Here is an 18,497-nt window from a genome sequence, read left to right on the forward strand (position 1 = left end):
GAAAAGCACAAAACAAAAAAGCCTTGCACTTAGGTGCAAGGCTTTTCTAAGGAGGGCAATATTAACCTATACGAGCAAGTAACTCATTCGCCTCTTTACGCTGCTCATCACTGCCCTCACCCAAAACTTCAGCGAGAATATCTTTTGCACCGTCTGCATCACCCATATCGATGTATGCGCGAGCCAAATCAAGCTTGGTTGCTGCTTCATCAGCATCTGCAAGGAAATCCAGCTCTGCATCCATCTCTTCATCAGACAAATCATCCAAAGCAGCTTCATCACTAGAGAAAGCGTTCAAATCAAGCTCATCTTCCGCTGAAAAATCTGACAAGGCTTGGGCAAATAAATCCTCATCTTGATTATCCTGAACCTCTTTAGGGGCTACAGGATCGTCAATCGCGACATCAACACCAGCAAAATCATTCGAAGTTGGTATCTCATCTTGCAACTCAAGATCAATGACTGATTGCTCTGCAGCAGATGCATCGGCGAAAGCAAAATCAGCAGAGAAATCATTTGCCTGATCAAATCCTTTTTCTTGCTCATTCTGCAGCTCTTCAATTTCAGCCATGCCAGTTTCATTATCCGAAACGACCTCAATCAAAGACTCATCTTCGGCAATCTCATTAATATCAACTTCAAATTGATCATACGAATCAATGGAGAGATCACCAATCTCTCCATCATCTTTCTCGATGAACTTGCTTTGATCAAATTTATCAAGGTCATCAGTCAAAGTAAGATTGGCTGTTGAAATCTCACCAGACAAATTATCGAATTCATTTGTGATAAAGTTTTGAGTATCATCCAAAGCAGAACTGCCTGGATCAACCAATGAATTGAGTTCAGCCGTTACATTTTTTTCCGAGCCTTCAAGCTCATCACCTGCCAAACCGGAGTCGAAGTCCATATCAAGATCAAGGCTTTCCATTTCGTGATCAAGCGCAGCCAAATCAACATCATCAACATCCATATCTAGATTAAAATCATCAGCCACTACATCAAGTGCTTCAGATTCATTGCCTTCCGTAACAACATCCTCCAACGATAACTCATTAGACTCAAATGAATCAGCCGAGCTATCTTGAGCTGTATCAGCCAAATCCAGATCAAAACTAAAATCTTCCTCAATAACTGGAGAAGTTGTTTCAATGTCATTGGGGAGTGAATCTGTGTTCAAATCATCCAAGGCTAATGAGAGCTCAGATAGATCGTCCGGCTCAGTCTCAAGCGAAAAATCATCATCCAGATCTAATTGAAATTCATTCGATGATGCAGCAGATTCATCACTATTCGAGGCAAGCGCATCATCTTGTACAGAAGCAAGATTTTCTTCATGATCATCAAAGTCCAATGAGAAATCAAAGTCGGCGTTTTGCTCATTGGTTGCTGCAGTTTGAGCCAGCTCCTCATCAAGGTTGAAATCATCCAGTGAAAAATTATCGTTACTGCCATCCTGATTGACTGGAGAAGTATCTGCCGCATCAAATTCTCCAGCACCAGCAATACCGTCGCGCAATTCCGATGCGCGAGCCAAAACAGCAGCGCCTGCTAATGGCAAAAGTGCAGCATAATGCTTATCGAAAGCGGGGGCATTTTGCTGCTGTGCATAAACCTCGAGCAACTTCATGCGAATATCTGCAGACTCTGGATCCTTCTGTAAGGCATTGATCAGCATTTCTTCAGCCTGATCCAGCTTGCCATAAGCAATATAGATATCAGCTTCACCTACAACATCGCCCGTTTCAGCAACGGCTGTCGACTCATCATCCTCTTCGAATAAAGAGGCATCGTCAGCCGCCTGATATGCTTCAGACTCAGAAACCGGGGCTTCACGTTCTGCCACAGAATCATCCATTGCAAAAATATCTTCTTGCTCTTCCTGTTGAGCCTCAGCCTGCTTACGGCGGCGATAAGCAAATACACCCGCCCCCAAGAGCCCCAAAACGCCCAATCCAATCCACGGAGCATTCTCGATGGCTTTATCTGCCAACGTTGGGGCAGGCGCTGGAGGTGCGACGACTTTAGGAGCTGCTGGCTGTGAGGATTTGGCAGCAGTACTGGATGTAGCGTTAGCTACAATAGCTGCTGGCTCAGGGGATGCTGAAGAAGTAATTTCAGCCCCTTCAATTGGTTGTTCAGTCCCTTCAGTTGGCTTCGCTGCAGAAACCTGCAACGCACGCAATTTTTCATTGCTGACCTCGACCAAGCGCTCCATTGTTTGGATTTGCTCTTCAAGGTCTTTTACACGCGCACTTAATTCAGTATTTTCAGATTTGGATTTATCCAACTCTTCCAAAGTAGCTGCAAGCTCAGATTCTAGCGCCTTCCCTGCACCATCGTTTGCACCGCTACCTTGACCAGCACTTGTTCCTGATGATGGAGCAGCAAGCTTCACTCGGCCACTGGCCTCTGTTGGTTCTGCACTAGGTACAGATGTCCGGCGTGATGCACTTAATTGCGCACCTGAGTCTGAGTCACCTGTCGCCTGGGCAAATTGGCTTACGGCCTCGGATTTACCCAAGGATTTCATTTCTTCCGCGTCAGGAATGCGCAGCACCTGACCACGACGCAGACGATTAATATTCCCATTGATAAACGCATCCGGATTGGCGCGATATAAAGCCATCATGCTTTGATGAACCGATATGCTTGAATCGGAACGTGCACGCAGAGCTATATCCCATAAAGTATCGTTTTGACGCACTTCATATTCATCGCCATTAAGACTAGCCTTAGGTGCAGATGCGCGAGGAGTTTGATAGCTCGATTCAGACTTTTTTCCTGTCGTTCCTGATACAGGAGCAGTACCGGGTTGAGACTGAGATGTAGATTGCGTAGCAGCCTGTACAGACTGCGAACTGCCGTTTTCGTCGAAAGTGGGCAGATCCATCAACAATGTGTACTCGCGCAATAAACGACCAGCAGTCCAACGCGCCTCAATTAGAAAGTTTAAGTAGGGCTCCCTCACAGGGCTGCGTGAGGTAATTATGACCTTGGGGCCACCGGCAGCATTAAGCACAACCTCAAACTGAAATTCCGTATAAAAGTACAGTCTGTCTACGCCGTTGCGTTCAAAATCAGCAGGTGATGCAAGAGCCACCAAAATCTGTTCAGCTGTTAAATCACGCGTATCAAGTAGCTTAACCTCAGCCTCAAGCGGCTGATTCAAACTTGACTTGAGCGTGACCTCACCTAAACCCAATGCACTGACATAAGGCGACAGCACAAAGGATGTGAGACCACAGGCTAAAACCAACTGACGAAGACGCATAGCGCTATCCTTTTATTATTCCACGGCTAAATTGAGCTTGGTTAGCCAGACATTTTAGTTGATTAACACAGCGCCATAAGGATATGAAGCGCTATGCCTGAGAGGCACAAAACCTCGAATGAATCTTCAGTATCGTTCGTAAGTATTCATTATAAATAGGTTTTTATCAATACTTGGGGTCTTGACAAAGGCTTAACATAGGCGCTTTTTTGTGGATTTTTTCATGTGTTTTCGCAAAAATGTGAAAAACGACTGACATTTAAATCCTTATTTATCACCAAAATGGTTATATAAAGCAAAAACCCCGGGATTTTAATCCCGGGGTTTTCCGTCCTTTCTTGTTTAGAAAGAGCAACTGTTTTGGAAAAACCAATTATTTAGATTCTTTCAAAATACGCAACATGCGACGCAAAGGCTCTGCTGCACCCCACAATAGCTGATCGCCAATCACGAAAGCAGACACATACTCAGGCCCCATATTGAGCTTGCGTACGCGGCCAACGCCAATTTTGAGACCGCCAGTGATAGACGCGGGTGTCAGTTCTTGCTCGGTAATACTGCGGTCATTAGGCACAAATTTCACCCAGTCATTACCCGATTTGATGATGGACTCAATTTCATCCAACGGCAGGTCTTTTTTCAGTTTGATGGTCAATGCCAAACTGTGGCAACGCATAGCGCCGATACGCACACATAAACCGTCAACAGGAATAGTGCTTTCGGTACCCAGAATTTTGTTAACTTCAGCTTGCCCCTTCCACTCTTCTTTGGATTGACCGTTATCCAATTGTTTGTCGATCCAGGGAATCAGGCCACCTGCCAAAGGCGCAGGGAAAAATTCGCGTGGCACATCGTTGCGGATGGTGCTAGCCACTTTTCTATCGATATCCAAAATGGCAGAAGCCGGAGTTGCCAGCTCATCAGCCACAGCGTTATGGATCACACCCATGCCCTTTAATAGTTCGCGCATGTGGTTAGCACCACCGCCCGAAGCTGCTTGATAGGTCATGGAACTAACCCAATCCACCAGACCTGCATGGAACAAACCACCCACACCCATCAACATAATGGAGTTAGTGCAATTGCCACCAATAAAGTTTTTAACGCCCTTCTGTAAAGCAGCATCGATCACATTGCGATTAACCGGATCAAGAATAATGACCGCATCGTCTTCCATACGCAGACTGGACGCCGCGTCGATCCAATAACCATTCCAGCCGGAAGCACGTAGCTTTGGGAAAATCTCGCTGGTGTAATCGCCGCCCTGACAGGTGATAATCACATCAAGCTGCTTCAGATCATCGACCGAATATGCATCTTTCAATGCCGGCAAATCAGCCGCTACCGCTGGCGCAGCGCCGCCTACATTGGAGGTAGTGAAAAATACCGGTTGGATATCTGCAAAGTCATTTTCAGACTGCATACGCTCCATCAATACGGAACCCACCATACCGCGCCAACCTACAAAACCTACTTTCATCTCATTCTCTCTTTAAATATTCAAGCGAAAATCAATTCAAAGCCGCAACGACGGCATCACCCATTTGCGAGGTAGATACTTTGGTCTTACCTTCCGTATAAATGTCGGCGGTGCGATAACCTTGATCCAACACCTTACCCACTGCCACTTCAATCGCATCCGCCACCTGCGGATAACCGAGCGAATAACGCAACATCATGGATACCGACAAAATAGTCGCCAACGGGTTAGCAATACCCTGCCCGGCGATATCCGGTGCAGAACCGTGACATGGTTCATACATACCGCGACCATCTTTATCCAATGAAGCCGATGGCAGCATACCGATAGAGCCAGTTAACATAGCAGCCGCATCGGACAAAATATCACCAAACATGTTACCCGTCACCAGCACATCGAATTGTTTGGGCGCGCGCACCAGTTGCATAGCGGCGTTATCGACATACATGTGCGACAACTCTACATCTGGATACTCTTTATGCAAAGTATCCATTACTTCGCGCCACAACATAGTCGCCTCAAGCACATTCGCTTTATCGACCGAGCAGACTTTACGGTTGCGTTTGCGCGCCATTTCAAATGCAGTGCGGCCGATGCGGATAATCTCGCTCTCGGAATATTTATAGGTGTTGTAACCTTCACGCTCGCCGTTTTCCAATACGCGAATACCACGCGGCTCGCCGAAGTAAATACCGCCCGCCAGTTCGCGCACAATCAAAATATCCAAACCGGAAACCACTTCCGGTTTTAGCGATGACGCATCTACCAATTGTGGATATAACAGTGCCGGGCGCAAATTTGCATACAAGCCTAATTGTGAACGAATCTTTAGCAGACCTTTTTCCGGGCGAATGGCGCGATCCAATTTATCCCACTTGGGACCACCTACTGCACCCAACAAAATTGCATCGGCTTTGCGTGCCTTTTCCAGCGTTGAATCCGCCAAAGGAACGCCATGCACATCAATTGCACAACCGCCCATCAATTCATTTTCAAAAGTTAACCCCAAATCAAATTTGGCATTAACCACATCCAGCACCTTACGCGCTTCTTTAACAATTTCTGGACCAATACCGTCGCCTTCCAGAATTAAAATATGCTTACCCACAAATATTCTCCAAATTTAAAAAATTCTTTTTCGCTACTGCTGGCTCGATTACTTCACCACATCAAACAACCAGGGCGCTTCTGCACGACGCTTGGTTTCGTAAGCGCGAATTTTATCAGCCTGCTCAAGAGTCAAACCAATATCATCCAAGCCATTTAATAAACAATGTTTGCGGAATGCATCGATTTCAAACCCAAAGCTTTCACCTGACGGCGTAGTGACAGTTTGCGCCGCAAGATCAACGGTTAATTGATAACCCTCAGTTGCGTACATTTCCTTAAATAATTTATCGACAATTTCTTCACTCAAAATAATTGGCAACAAACCATTTTTGAAACAGTTATTGAAGAAGATGTCTGCAAAACTCGGAGCAATTACACTGCGAAAGCCATAATCATCCAATGCCCAAGGCGCATGTTCACGACTGGAACCACAACCAAAGTTTTCGCGCGCGAGTAAAATGCTGGCGTTTTTATAACGCGGAAAGTTCAGCGGAAACTCAGGGTTAATCGGGCGACCTTCACAGCTTTGATCCGGCTTTCCTTCATCCAGATAACGTAACTCATCAAATAAATTTTTACCAAAACCAGTGCGTTTGATGGACTTCAAAAACTGCTTGGGGATAATCATGTCGGTATCGACATTAGCACGATCCATAGGAGCAGCAATGCCTTGCATGACAGTAAAACTTTTCATAGTGCTCTCCTGCTCTTAGTTAAATGTACGCACATCAACAAAATGACCAGCAATCGCCGCTGCTGCCGCCATTGCAGGGCTTACCAAATGCGTACGGCCACCGTAGCCCTGACGACCTTCAAAGTTGCGGTTTGATGTAGATGCACAGTGCTCACCGGCACCAAGTTTGTCTGCATTCATCGCCAAACACATAGAGCAGCCTGGCTCACGCCATTCGATTCCCGCTTCGATGAAAATTTTATCCAAACCCTCTGCTTCCGCTTGCGCTTTCACTGCGCCGGAGCCGGGAACAACAATCGCTTCTTTTACTGAATCGGCTTTTTGGCGGCCTTTCACTACCGCTGCCGCCGCACGAATATCTTCAATGCGCGAGTTGGTGCAGGAACCAATGAATACACGATCCACATGAATGGAGGTGATCGGTTGGTTGGCCTGCAGCCCCATGTATTGCAACGCGCGAATCATATCGTTGCGCTTAACCGGATCCGTTTCGTTCGCAGGATCAGGTACTTTATCTTCAACAGATACCACCATCTCTGGCGATGTACCCCAGCTAACTTGCGGCTTGATATCCTCGCCATTGATTTCAACAACCACATCAAAATGTGCACCCTCATCGCTGACATAATTTTTCCAGTCGGCGACAGCCTTCTCCCATAAATCACCTTTGGGGGCATAGGTACGGCCTTTGACGTAATCGATAGTGGTTTGGTCTACCGCCACCATGCCGGCGCGCGCGCCGGCCTCAATCGCCATATTGCACACTGTCATACGCCCTTCCATGCTCATATCGCGAAATACTTGGCCGCCAAATTCCATCGCATAACCAGTTCCGCCAGCGGTACCAATTTTAGCGATGATGGCGAGCACAACGTCTTTCGGGGTTACACCAAGGCCGAGTTTGCCATCTACCTTGATCAACATATTTTTCATCTTTTTGGCAACCAAACATTGAGTCGCCATCACATGCTCTACCTCACTGGTGCCAATACCGTGCGCCAATGCCCCCAGCGCACCATTGGTGGCGGTATGGGAATCGCCACAGACCACCGTCATGCCGGGCAAGCAAGCGCCGGTTTCCGGGCCTACCACATGCACAATCCCCTGACGCGCATCATTAATCTTGAATTCGAGGATGCCAAATTCATCGCAGTTATCGTCGAGGGTTTTCACCTGAATCAATGACACAGGATCCTGAATGCCACTTACACCATGGGCGCGCTCTTTCTGAGTAGTCGGGACGTTGTGATCTGGCGTCGCGAGGATTGAATCTACGCGCCAAGGCTTGCGCCCTGCCATTCGCAATCCATCAAACGCTTGCGGTGAAGTCACCTCATGCACGATGTGGCGGTCGATATAAATGAGTGCAGACCCATCATCGCTTTGATGGACGAGGTGCGCATCCCACAATTTGTCATAGAGGGTTTTAGCCATGGTGATCTCCGATAAAGCCCTTAAGGGCTCAGTTCACAGGTTGCAGCGAAACATATAGTAAGAATAAAGCCATCCTACTCGCGCAAAACCCATAAAACAAATTTATCTTTTTTATATATTGCATTCCAAATTGGAATAGTTTAAAAATAAACCAATGGATACCCAACACTTACAGGCTTTCGTTGCAATTGCTGAAAATGGCTCCTTCTCTGCGGCTGCAGAACGGCTCCATTTGACGCAACCCGCTATCAGCAAGCGGATTGCCTTACTCGAAGAACAGCTGAAGGCGTCATTATTTGATCGAATTGGAAGGCAAGTTGCACTAACCCAGGCTGGTCAGGTGCTGTTAAGTAAAGCAAAGCTAATATTAGGAGAAGTAATTGCTGCGCAACGGGCGATTGCAGATTTACAAGGTGATGTTCAAGGCAAATTGAGTATTGCTACAAGTCACCATGTTGGGCTGCACTATTTACCCCCTTTTTTGCGCGAGCTATCAACGCGATACCCACAGGTAAAACTGGACTTACATTTTTTAGATTCAGAGCAGGCATATCATGAAATACTCCAAGGCAGATTCGACATCGCCATTATTACGCTCGCGCTTCAACAAGATTCGCGAATCCAAAGCCAAACCCTCTGGCACGACCAGCTCGAATTTGTCGCTGCGCCAACACATGCGCTTGCAACGCAATCGCATCTTCAGCTGGCCGATTTAAGCGCTCACCAAGCGATAATGCCGGATACAAGCACCTATACAACACAGCTCATCAAAACATTATTTGACGACAAAAAACTGCCGCTTGATATCACGATGGTTTCCAACCATCTCGACACCATTAAAATGCTATTAAGTATTGGAATGGGATGGGGTGTATTGCCACGCAAAATCATCGATGAGCAATTGGAAATTCTGGATGTCGATCACCCACCGATTATGCGCCCGCTAGGCTATATCCATCACAGCCAACGCACATTAAATAATGCCGCACGTGTTTTTTTAGACCTATTACAGAACAATACGCCGCGTTAATTAATGTTCATTTTTTCACTGGCGACCCTTTTAGTATTTTTCAACTCAGTCCACACAACTGTCATTAACTTATCGTTAAACTGTCTTTTTATTTAACAGCTCTGGATCAATTATGAAATTATGTAAATACAGCCCTATTTTTAGCTTATCCACTAGTGCACTTCTACTCGCGATGAGTAGCAATAGCTTGGCAGATACCGTATTTGGTGTTTACGCAGGCGCAGGTGTTTGGCAGGCCGATTATAGCGGCGAGCTGGGAAACCCTTCCGTTAACGTCAATGAATTAGGATTAAAAGATAACAACAATAATTTTTATTACATTGCACTTGAGCATCCAGTTCCATTCTTTCCTAATATTAAATTACAACAAAACGATATTAGTAGTCGCCAAACAGGAACCATTAATAACAGCTTCAGCGTGGGGAATATTAATTTTCCAGCAGGCAGCAAGGTCACAACGGATATTGATTTAAGCTACACAGACGCAGCGCTTTATTATGAATTACTTGATAACTGGCTGAATCTCGATTTGGGTGTGACACTTCGCAAATACAGCGGGCACCTACAAGCTGAAAGCATTCAAATAACCGATAAAATGGACATTGATATTGCAGTTCCGCTGGCGTATGCGCGCTTTCAGTTTGATCTTCCTTTAACTGGATTTTCCGCAGGGTTTGAGGGGAATTACATCAGTTATGACGGCAATGATCTGGCAGACTACAACGCAAAAGTCAGCTACCTTTTTGATTCAGCGCTGGATCTGGGAATTGAAGTTGGTTACCGCGCCCTCACAGCCAATATTGATGATGATGGCGTCAATACCAATCTTGACTTGAAAGGTCCTTACGCAGCAGCCATTTTTCACTTCTAAATTAACTGTCAGACCACAAATAAAAAAGCCGCTGATTAAACAATCAGCGGCTTTTTTATTTTGCAGATGCAGTGATGTTTACAACGATTACGCTGGCAACAATTCTTTTACTGCATCGCGCTCTTCTTGCAATTCTTTTTCAGTTGCAGTCATGCGAGCACGAGAGAATTCATTGATCTCAACACCTTGAACAATTTCCCAATCGCCGTTTTTGCATACACATGGGAAAGAGTAGATCAAACCTTTCTCAATACCGTAAGAACCATCGCTGTATACACCCATGCTCACCCAATCGTTCGCCGGAGTACCCAGAGCCCAATCGCGAATGTGGTTGATAGCAGCGTTAGCAGCAGAAGCAGCAGAAGAAGCACCGCGTGCAGCGATAATTGCAGCACCACGTTGTTGTACGGTTGGGATGTAATCTGCTTCGTACCAAGCTTGATCAACCAAGCTCAATGCTGGCTTACCATCAACCAGTGTGTTGTGCAGGTCTGGATATTGGGTAGATGAATGGTTACCCCAGATCAATGCCTTGGTGATGTTGTTGATGCTGGTACCGGTTTTGGTCGCCAATTGCGACAAGGCACGGTTGTGATCCAAACGGGTCATTGCAGTGAATTGACGCGGGTTGATGTTTGGTGCGTTACGTTGAGCGATCAACGCATTGGTATTTGCAGGGTTACCTACAACCAATACTTTGATGTTGCGTGACGCATGGTCATCAATCGCTTTACCTTGTACCGAGAAAATAGCCGCGTTTGCTGCCAGCAAATCTTTACGCTCCATACCCGGACCACGTGGACGAGCGCCAACCAGCAAAGCGTAATCGGAATCTTTGAACGCAACGGCAGGGTCATCAGTCGTCACGATGCCAGCTAACAGCGGGAATGCACAATCATCCAATTCCATAGCAACACCCTGCAGGGCTTTCAGCGCTGGAGTGATTTCCAGCAATTGCAGGATTACTGGCTGGTCTTTACCCAGCATGTCGCCAGCGGCGATGCGGAACAATAATGAGTAGCTGATTTGACCAGCGGCGCCAGTGACGGTAACTCTTACAGGTGCTTTCACGATGAGACTCCATTTATTCGGGTGATATTGGAAGGAAACGAAAGTTCGGCATTTTGTGCCAGGGTTTACTGCTAAGACGGGGGGGCATTATAGGCATTTGGGTAAAAAATTCACCCCATGATTAAGACTAAATGAGAGAGGTTCGCAAATTTGACTGGATATTTACAGTTTCTACATCCCAACAATCTTGAAAAATAACGATTTTTCCACAAAATCAGATTCCAAAAAACTTTGCCACGTTCATATCCACCCCTGAGAAAGTTTTAGAGGTTACATGAGCAGTCACTTCGAATCTCCTTGCCTAACTTGCGGTGCTTGCTGTGCTTCTTTCCGGGTTTCCTTTTACTGGGGCGAATGCCAGAGTGCTGGCGGCACGGTTCCCGACGAACTTATCATGAAGGTAACCCCCCATCACGTATGCATGAAAGGCACAGAAAAATCACCCGTTCATTGTGCCGCATTGGTTGGCATGCCCGGCGAGCGGGTAAGCTGTAGCATTTACGAAAACCGCTCAAGCACTTGCCGGGAGTTTGATATTTGGAATGAGGATGGAACCGTGAATGAGGCTTGCACGAGAGCGAGAGAAATTTATGGGTTAATACCGATAGGCTCTGTTCATTTGAATCAAGTTACTGACGAAACCAATAGACGTTTACCGCACTGATCCATTTATAACCGAGATAACCATTACGTTGGGCAATCATAACCGGGTTTGATACCGATGCAGAATTATAGGTCGCTGCCGATACAGCTATAGAATAGCTACCACAATCACAATCCCAATTTCTTACAACAATGGAATAGGACGTGCTCCTTCGGCTTTTCGACACATGCTTACTAATAATTTTAGTCTCGAAATAATCCGGCTTGGTTTTATCAAGCTCAATATTGACGTCGCGCATCTCAAACGCAATCGAAGCAAATAGCCCAAAAGCCCCAATCGTTACCAATTCGATTAACACCAAGTGTGTTCTAGCGCCGCGTCCTAGCCAATGCACTGCAACCAACACCAAAACAGGTAATGTAACAAACGAATAGATTAGCGCATCTATCGCAAGCTCCTTTGGATACAAGAGAAACGGCAGGTCACTCATTGTCGTGCGGTAGAACTGTATGGCTGCATTGATTGCAAAACCAGAACTTATTGCCAAAACCAGTATCGCTTTGTAAACAAAGGGATCTCGCCAACCCACGCCAGCCTTTGTAAGATCCGCTATTGCATTAGCAATTAATGACAATAGGGGCCCCAGTTTCCTTTCAATCGGTTCGACGCCCTCATCTGCACTCCACCATTCACCGTCAAATCGAATCCAGATACGTCCTTGGCGACAATAAATTGCCGTTGCTGCAAATGCGCCGTTGCTATAGCTTAAGATTTGTTTAATCGCATCCCGAACCCTAGGCTGACTAACCAATAGTTGATGCAAATCAGCACAATCCGTTGCCAAATAGCACGCATCATCAAACGATGAATCTCCAGTTTCAAATTCCCTGGAAACTCCGATTCGCTTAAAAAATGCGTCAATAAAAGCTTGCTGCTTAAATACAAAATTCGCATCAGATTCACACTTAGTGCCAAAAAGTAAACCTGTCGTTCTATTCTTACTTTTCAAAAATTTATAATCGTACCCCTGGCATTTCCCATCGGGGCTCCACATCAATTCGTGCCTGCGCCAAAATTCAAAGCTAACCGCGACAATCAAGGTTACAAATCCAAACAAAAACCACATAGCTATTCCTTAGTCTTTATTATTAAGCAATTACTCATTAGTGTTGGTAGCGTTTAACTAGCGCTTGATACAATTCATCTTTAAATTCCGGCTTACTTGTATCTAGCGATTGCACAGCTTCTACCAAATGCTCGTTATCTTCGCGGCCATCATGCCAATGTTTGCGATAGCTTCCATCTTTGTAACCGTGATCCTGACGGAAGAAATTTAATACATTTTTACCCACATAACCGCGATAGAGCTGCTCAAAACTCATATCGATACCCGCCATCAAGCGTGCAAATAAACCGAGATGGAATTGGCGGTCACCCAAAGTGGCAGCAGCGAACTTTTCCAAATCCAAACGGAAGTCTTTTTCGTCGGTAGCAATTACCAATTCTTTTTCGATCTTCGCAATAATGTCATCAAGTGAAGCGCCTGACTGCAATTGGATGCTTAAACCAAAATGCCAGATGTCAATTAACTCAAGTGCAACCTGTTCGGTATCGGGTGATTGTTTTTTCCACCATTTCCAACCGTAGTGATCCAACAGCTCGGCGCATTCAACCCAGATGGCGCGATACCATTCATAACCTTGTTGTTTCCAATTAGCGTTGACTTTGGTGTTCATCGCATCTTGCAATTCGAGCATGATTTTAATTTGTTGGGCGTTCATGTTTTTTCTCTTTTAAATGCTTGATCCAAGCCAAGCGAGGATGACGACGGAGTTTTTAAGCTGGCAAATATTGTTTTGCTTTATTGAATAAGCGGTAAAAATTTTCGGTAGTTTTTTCCGCAAGCTGTTCCAGAGGAATTCCGCGCACATCCGCCACAAATTGCGCAACTTCGCGCACGTATTTTGGCTCGTTGGGTTTACCGCGATAAGGGATTGGCGCGAGGTACGGCGAATCGGTTTCAACCAATAAACGATCGAGCGGCATGTTGCGCACCACATCGCGGATTTGATCCGCCGTTTTGAAAGTGACGATGCCGGAAATTGAAATGTAATAATTCAAATCCAGCGCGGCTTTCGCCATCGCCCAATCTTCAGTGAAACAATGCAGTACACCACTGTGCTCAAGACTACCGTGCTCTTTGATTAGCGCAAGCGTATCGGCTTTGGCCTCACGGGTGTGCACCACGACAGGCAAGCCAATTTGTTTACCCACACGTAAATGCAAGGCAAAGCTTTCATGTTGAATATCCTTGCTTTCGGTTTCGTAGTGATAATCCAACCCCGTTTCGCCCAGAGCAACCACTTTGGGTTGTGCAGCCCAGTTGATTAATTGCGCTTCAGTCGCAGCACCCTCTTTCACATCGCAGGGATGGACACCAACGGAAGCGACTACACGCGGGTGCGCCTGCGCAATATCGATAACTGTCTGGATATTCTCCAAACTAATACCGATACACAACATCTGCTGGATACCGCGCTCATGCGCTGCTGCGATAGCTGCACTTAAATCGCCGTTGTAGGGATCAAGCTTGATGCGATCCAGATGGCAATGGGAGTCAATCAACATAAATACGTACCAATTCTTTCAAACTCTGATCGATAAAAATGACAAAGCCAGGTTTTACCTGGCTTCGAAGGGGAAACTGGGCGGGTCTGGATTTTACATGGTATGGGTAGGTTTGTCCGAGTTGAGCATGCCTGCAAGGTAGTTTTCAATTTTGGTAATCGCGGTATTGTCCTGATCGCTAAATTGCACACCAATCCCCGCTGCGCGATTGCCCTGTGCGCCCTTGGGGGTAACCCAAACCACTTTTCCTGCAACCGGAATTTTCTCTGGCTCATCCATCAAGCTCAGCAACATAAATACTTCGTCACCTAACTTGTAACTCTTATTGGTTGGAATAAACATGCCGCCATTTTTCACAAAGGGCATGTAGGCTGCGTAAAGCACAGCCTTGTCTTTGATCGTAAGGGAAAGTATGCCGTTACGGGCACCACCGCCAATCGGTTGCATAACAGATCCTGCTTGTAAGTTTTTAGCCGGCAGCGATACCGGAGTTGGAACACTAATAGATTAGCTCACTAGTGTCCAGACGCCATCGCGCGATTCGCACTGGCGCGTAATAATGCTCCCCAATCAAGCAATAATTCCTCTAATAACAATTGCTTATTGGGATTTGCCCCACTGGATAACTGCTTTTTAGAGAGCAAAATTTTTTCAATGTAGCGATGCAGCAGCGATACATCCAGATTAGCCAAACGTTCGCGCCACTCAACCGGTGCTTGCTGCATTTGGAGATCCTCGGCACCCACTCGCCAACGGGCGATGCTATGCAGCAACCCCAAAAACCATTCGACAAACGCCGGCACGTCGCCTGTATGCCATTGCGCAGCCAGTTCAATCGCGGATACCTGCCCCAAGCTCAAGCGCACTAATTGTTGCAACTGCTGCTCACGCTGCTCCAGTGCATCGCCTTGCAATAGCGATAACGCCACTAAAGGCGCACCCCGCGCTGCTGCGAGCAATGATTCAGCTTCAATATTGCTACCAACCACCAGTGGCGATAGCCAGCGCAAGACCTGCTCGGTGCGCGGCATTGGGAATTTACGCATCTGGCAACGGCTGCGAATTGTCGGCAAAACCGATCCCGGGCTGTGCGTCACCAGCACCAGCAGTGTATTTGCTGCAGGCTCTTCCAATGATTTGAGCAAGGCATTGGCCGAGTTACCATTCATCGCTTCCGCTGGCTCGATGATCACCACTTTATAACCGCCCTGTTGCGCCGTCTTACCGAGCGACTCAGTCAGTTCGCGCACCTGATCCACCTTGATCGCCTTACCCTCCTCCTCTGGCTCAAGCCACAAGAGGTCGGGATGTGTTTGCGCCTTGTTCAACTCGCAACCACGACAGCGCCCACAGGCTTTGCCTTCTATCGGGCTTTGGCAAAGCAGCAACTGCGCCAACGCATCGGCCAAGTGACGCTTACCGATTCCGCGCGGCCCCGCAATCATCAATGCGTGAGGCAATTTCTGCGTGTCGATTTGCTGCACCAGTTGCTGCCAATCATTTAATTGCCACGGGTACGGATGGATAGGAAAATCACTCATGGAACCACTCAATCAAGCATCACTGAATAAAAGATTGGGCAAGCTTAGCAAATTTGCGATAATCCGCGCCCGCTTAATCTGCTTCAGGCCTGCCAATGACTGACTCCCAGCTCGATATTTTGTACCTCGACGAGGATCTGCTCATCGCCAATAAACCGGCCGGCTTGCTCTGTGTGCCAGGCAAAGGACCGGAAAAACAGGATTGCCTGTTCAACCGAGCACTTGAATTCAATCCCAATGCACGCGTTGCCCATCGCCTCGACCAAGGCACATCCGGCATTGTGATGTTTCCGCTCAATTACCTGACGCTAAAAAACTTAACGCACAAATTCGAAGCGCGTGAAATCCATAAACGTTATGTCGCCGTAGTAGAAGGTTTGATTGAAGAAGATGAAGGCGAGATAAAACTGCCGCTGATTTGCGATTGGCCGAACCGCCCGTTACAGAAGGTGTGTTTTGAGCACGGCAAATCTGCCCACACCCGCTATCACGTATTGGAGAGAAACGCAGACAACCACACTACCCGCGTTTTGCTGGAGCCCGTAAGCGGCCGCACGCATCAGCTGCGGGTTCATATGCTTAGCCTCGGCCACCCCATGCTGGGTGATGGACTGTATGCACCGGAAGCTGTTCTGGCCAAAGCCCCGCGTTTACTGCTGCATGCGCAGGAACTTTGGCTGGATCACCCGATTACCGGCGTTGAAGTTCGGGTGAAAGCTCCCGCTGAGTTTTGATGAGAAAGTCTTAACCCAAAAGGCGGGTTAAGACATAGTCGATTTCCTTTTGTACTTCTACCAGCGTTTTACCAGCATCGACGACAGCGTAACGCTCAGGCGCTGTATTGGCTCTCTGGCGATACGCCGCCCTCACCCGCTCGAAGAATCCGATTGTCTCGCTTTCAAAGCGATCCAACTCGCCCCGTTGGCGCGCACGGTTCAAACCGAGCTCGACATCGATATCGAGAATAAGGGTTAAATCGGGGCGCAAATTCCCTTGAACCAACTGCTCAAGCTGCTCAATGGTCGATTTACTCAAGCCGCGGCCGCCGCCTTGATACGCATAGGTTGCATCGGTAAAGCGGTCGCTGAGCACCCAGGCACCACGCGCCAACGCAGGCTGGATAACACGCGCTAAATGTTGCGCGCGCGCTGCAAACACCAGCAATAATTCAGCCGTTTCATCGACTGATTCATCGCGCTTACTCAACAGCAGCGCCCGCACCTCCTCTGCCAGAGGCGTACCACCCGGCTCGCGGGTGACAATCACCTCAATTCCACGAGCAACCAACCACTCGCGTACAAACGCCAGATTAGTGCTTTTTCCGACACCTTCGGTGCCTTCAATAGTCAGAAATTTACCGCGCTGCATAGCTCTCTCTAGTACTTTCTACTGTTAAATTTAACCCTCTACGCATTCCTTCCCCTTGGGGGAGCGCGTATCATACCGGCTTTTTCCCGCACCACCCTCTAAATCTCAAGGGAGATTCACCATGATTACATTACACACTAACTACGGCGACATCGTTATTGAACTGGATTTTGATAAAGCGCCAAAGACCGCTGCAAATTTCAAACAATATGTTGAGGAAGGCTTTTATAACGGCACTATTTTTCACCGTGTCATCGATGGCTTTATGATTCAAGGCGGCGGATTCACCGAAGACTTCCAACAAAAAGAAACCCGCGCAACAATTGAGAACGAAGCTGACAACGGTCTGCAAAACCTGACCGGCACACTGGCTATGGCACGCACCAGCGATCCTCACAGCGCTACGGCACAATTCTTCATCAACGTAAAAGACAATAGCTTCCTTAATCACACGGGCAAAAATTCATCGGGTTGGGGCTACTGCGTATTTGGCAAAGTTGTTGAAGGTATGGATGTTGTCAACAAAATCAAAGGTGTAAAAACCGGTAGCAAAGGTTTCCACCAGGACGTACCTAAAGAAGCTGTCATCATTCAATCAGCGACTATCGCGTAAGCGTTTCATCAAGAACTACGTAATTAGAAATACGCAACGTATGTCCACACTTTTTATTTCAGATTTACATCTCCATGAATCACGCCCGCAGATTACGCGGGCGTTTTTTCATTTCTTGCAGACTCGCGCCATTCATGCGGATGCACTGTATATTCTCGGTGACTTCTTTGATGCCTGGATTGGCGATGATGACGATTCTGCACTCGCACAAGATGTCGCCAACGAATTAAACCAGTTACACAGACACGACGTTGCGATTTATTTTATCCACGGCAATCGCGATTTTTTATTAGGCAACGATTACGCTGATAAAGCCGGCATGACACTGCTACCAGAGCAAATCGTTATAGACCTATACGGTACACCCACTTTACTTATGCACGGCGATGAACTCTGCACAGGTGATTCCGAATACCAAAAGTTCCGCGCAATGGTGCGCAGTGCCCAATGGCAACAACAAATTCTTTCCCAATCTCTGGTTGCACGCCGTGCACTGGCTGCGCAATTGCGCGAAAAAAGCCAAAGCATGAATAGCTTGAAAGCAGAAGACATTATGGATGTCACGCTGGCCGAAGTGATCGCACGAATGAGCACAGCAGGCGTAACCCAACTGATCCACGGCCACACACATCGTCCTGCCCGCCACGCAATGGAACTAAACAGCAAACCCGCCGAACGCATAGTGCTAGGCGACTGGCATGAATATGGTTGGTGTATCAATGCCACGCCTGATGGCTTAACACTGGAACACTGGGCAATTTAAAATAATAAAAACGCAG

General features: G+C 47.1%; 18 protein-coding genes. 6 read left to right on the forward strand and 12 right to left on the reverse strand.

Features of this window, described 5'->3' with window-relative positions; all coding sequences use genetic code 11:
- Positions 1–61 precede the first annotated feature (61 nt).
- The 5 genes from VC28_RS06050 to leuC all read right to left on the reverse strand — a co-directional run bounded on the left by VC28_RS06050 (position 62) and on the right by leuC (position 7,992).
- Positions 62–3,274: a motility hub landmark protein FimV gene (locus VC28_RS06050; RefSeq protein WP_049629857.1), complete on the reverse strand. Its 3,213-nt coding sequence runs from the start codon at positions 3,272–3,274 to the stop codon at positions 62–64.
- A gap of 373 nt (positions 3,275–3,647) precedes the next feature.
- Entirely contained in the window at positions 3,648–4,754 is a 1,107-nt protein-coding gene (asd, locus tag VC28_RS06055; protein ID WP_049629858.1) for an aspartate-semialdehyde dehydrogenase, read from the reverse strand.
- 31 nt (positions 4,755–4,785) lie between these two features.
- A complete protein-coding gene (gene leuB / locus VC28_RS06060) occupies positions 4,786–5,862 on the reverse strand; it encodes a 3-isopropylmalate dehydrogenase (RefSeq protein ID WP_049629859.1) in 1,077 nt (358 codons plus the stop codon).
- A 48-nt stretch (positions 5,863–5,910) separates the two neighbouring features.
- Positions 5,911–6,558, reverse strand: a complete 648-nt coding sequence (gene leuD / locus VC28_RS06065) for a 3-isopropylmalate dehydratase small subunit (protein WP_049629860.1) — start codon at positions 6,556–6,558, stop codon at positions 5,911–5,913.
- A gap of 15 nt (positions 6,559–6,573) precedes the next feature.
- Positions 6,574–7,992: a 3-isopropylmalate dehydratase large subunit gene (leuC, locus tag VC28_RS06070; protein WP_049629861.1), complete on the reverse strand. Its 1,419-nt coding sequence runs from the start codon at positions 7,990–7,992 to the stop codon at positions 6,574–6,576.
- 154 nt (positions 7,993–8,146) lie between these two features.
- Between leuC and VC28_RS06075 the strand changes: the two genes are divergently transcribed.
- Together VC28_RS06075 and VC28_RS06080 are read left to right on the forward strand one after the other, a co-directional pair.
- Entirely contained in the window at positions 8,147–9,022 is an 876-nt protein-coding gene (locus VC28_RS06075; protein WP_049629862.1) for a LysR family transcriptional regulator, read from the forward strand.
- A gap of 112 nt (positions 9,023–9,134) precedes the next feature.
- Positions 9,135–9,893 carry a TIGR04219 family outer membrane beta-barrel protein gene (locus VC28_RS06080; RefSeq protein WP_049629863.1) on the forward strand — a complete coding sequence of 253 codons (759 nt, stop codon included), beginning with the start codon at positions 9,135–9,137 and terminating at the stop codon, positions 9,891–9,893.
- An 87-nt stretch (positions 9,894–9,980) separates the two neighbouring features.
- On the opposite strand, the gene VC28_RS06085 is transcribed toward VC28_RS06080, so the two are convergent.
- Positions 9,981–10,964 carry a malate dehydrogenase gene (locus VC28_RS06085; RefSeq protein ID WP_049629864.1) on the reverse strand — a complete coding sequence of 328 codons (984 nt, stop codon included), beginning with the start codon at positions 10,962–10,964 and terminating at the stop codon, positions 9,981–9,983.
- A 274-nt stretch (positions 10,965–11,238) separates the two neighbouring features.
- Between VC28_RS06085 and VC28_RS19520 the strand changes: the two genes are divergently transcribed.
- Positions 11,239–11,628 carry a YkgJ family cysteine cluster protein gene (locus VC28_RS19520; RefSeq protein ID WP_082191431.1) on the forward strand — a complete coding sequence of 130 codons (390 nt, stop codon included), beginning with the start codon at positions 11,239–11,241 and terminating at the stop codon, positions 11,626–11,628.
- Here the strand turns inward: VC28_RS19520 and VC28_RS06090 are convergent.
- From VC28_RS06090 to VC28_RS06110, 5 genes are all read right to left on the reverse strand, one after another.
- Positions 11,594–12,694 (reverse strand): hypothetical protein, encoded by a 1,101-nt coding sequence (locus tag VC28_RS06090; protein WP_049629865.1) that lies wholly within the window; start codon positions 12,692–12,694, stop codon positions 11,594–11,596. The genes VC28_RS19520 and VC28_RS06090 overlap by 35 nt on opposite strands.
- A 37-nt stretch (positions 12,695–12,731) precedes the next feature.
- Positions 12,732–13,349 (reverse strand): dUTP diphosphatase, encoded by a 618-nt coding sequence (locus VC28_RS06095; RefSeq protein ID WP_049629866.1) that lies wholly within the window; start codon positions 13,347–13,349, stop codon positions 12,732–12,734.
- 55 nt (positions 13,350–13,404) lie between these two features.
- Positions 13,405–14,196: a TatD family hydrolase gene (locus VC28_RS06100; protein WP_049629867.1), complete on the reverse strand. Its 792-nt coding sequence runs from the start codon at positions 14,194–14,196 to the stop codon at positions 13,405–13,407.
- Positions 14,197–14,289: 93 nt separating this feature from the next.
- Complete coding sequence (locus tag VC28_RS06105) at positions 14,290–14,643, reverse strand: PilZ domain-containing protein (protein ID WP_049629868.1); 354 nt, start codon at positions 14,641–14,643, stop codon at positions 14,290–14,292.
- 68 nt (positions 14,644–14,711) lie between these two features.
- Positions 14,712–15,737: a DNA polymerase III subunit delta' gene (locus tag VC28_RS06110; RefSeq protein WP_049629869.1), complete on the reverse strand. Its 1,026-nt coding sequence runs from the start codon at positions 15,735–15,737 to the stop codon at positions 14,712–14,714.
- 95 nt (positions 15,738–15,832) lie between these two features.
- Here VC28_RS06110 and VC28_RS06115 point away from each other — a divergent pair, with 95 nt between their 5' ends.
- Positions 15,833–16,471: a pseudouridine synthase gene (locus VC28_RS06115; protein WP_049629870.1), complete on the forward strand. Its 639-nt coding sequence runs from the start codon at positions 15,833–15,835 to the stop codon at positions 16,469–16,471.
- A 10-nt stretch (positions 16,472–16,481) separates the two neighbouring features.
- Here the strand turns inward: VC28_RS06115 and tmk are convergent, their stop codons facing one another.
- On the reverse strand, positions 16,482–17,105 hold the full coding sequence (gene tmk, locus VC28_RS06120; RefSeq protein WP_049629871.1) for a dTMP kinase: 624 nt from the start codon (positions 17,103–17,105) through the stop codon (positions 16,482–16,484).
- 121 nt (positions 17,106–17,226) lie between these two features.
- Between tmk and VC28_RS06125 the strand changes: the two genes are divergently transcribed.
- The gene (locus tag VC28_RS06125) at positions 17,227–17,718 is read left to right on the forward strand and encodes a peptidylprolyl isomerase (RefSeq protein WP_049629872.1); all 492 of its coding nucleotides are present in this window, start codon (positions 17,227–17,229) and stop codon (positions 17,716–17,718) included.
- Positions 17,719–17,758: 40 nt separating this feature from the next.
- Positions 17,759–18,481 carry a UDP-2,3-diacylglucosamine diphosphatase gene (locus VC28_RS06130; protein ID WP_049629873.1) on the forward strand — a complete coding sequence of 241 codons (723 nt, stop codon included), beginning with the start codon at positions 17,759–17,761 and terminating at the stop codon, positions 18,479–18,481.
- Positions 18,482–18,497: the final 16 nt, after the last annotated feature.

It is taken from the genome of Cellvibrio sp. pealriver (assembly GCF_001183545.1).
GTDB lineage: Bacteria > Pseudomonadota > Gammaproteobacteria > Pseudomonadales > Cellvibrionaceae > Cellvibrio.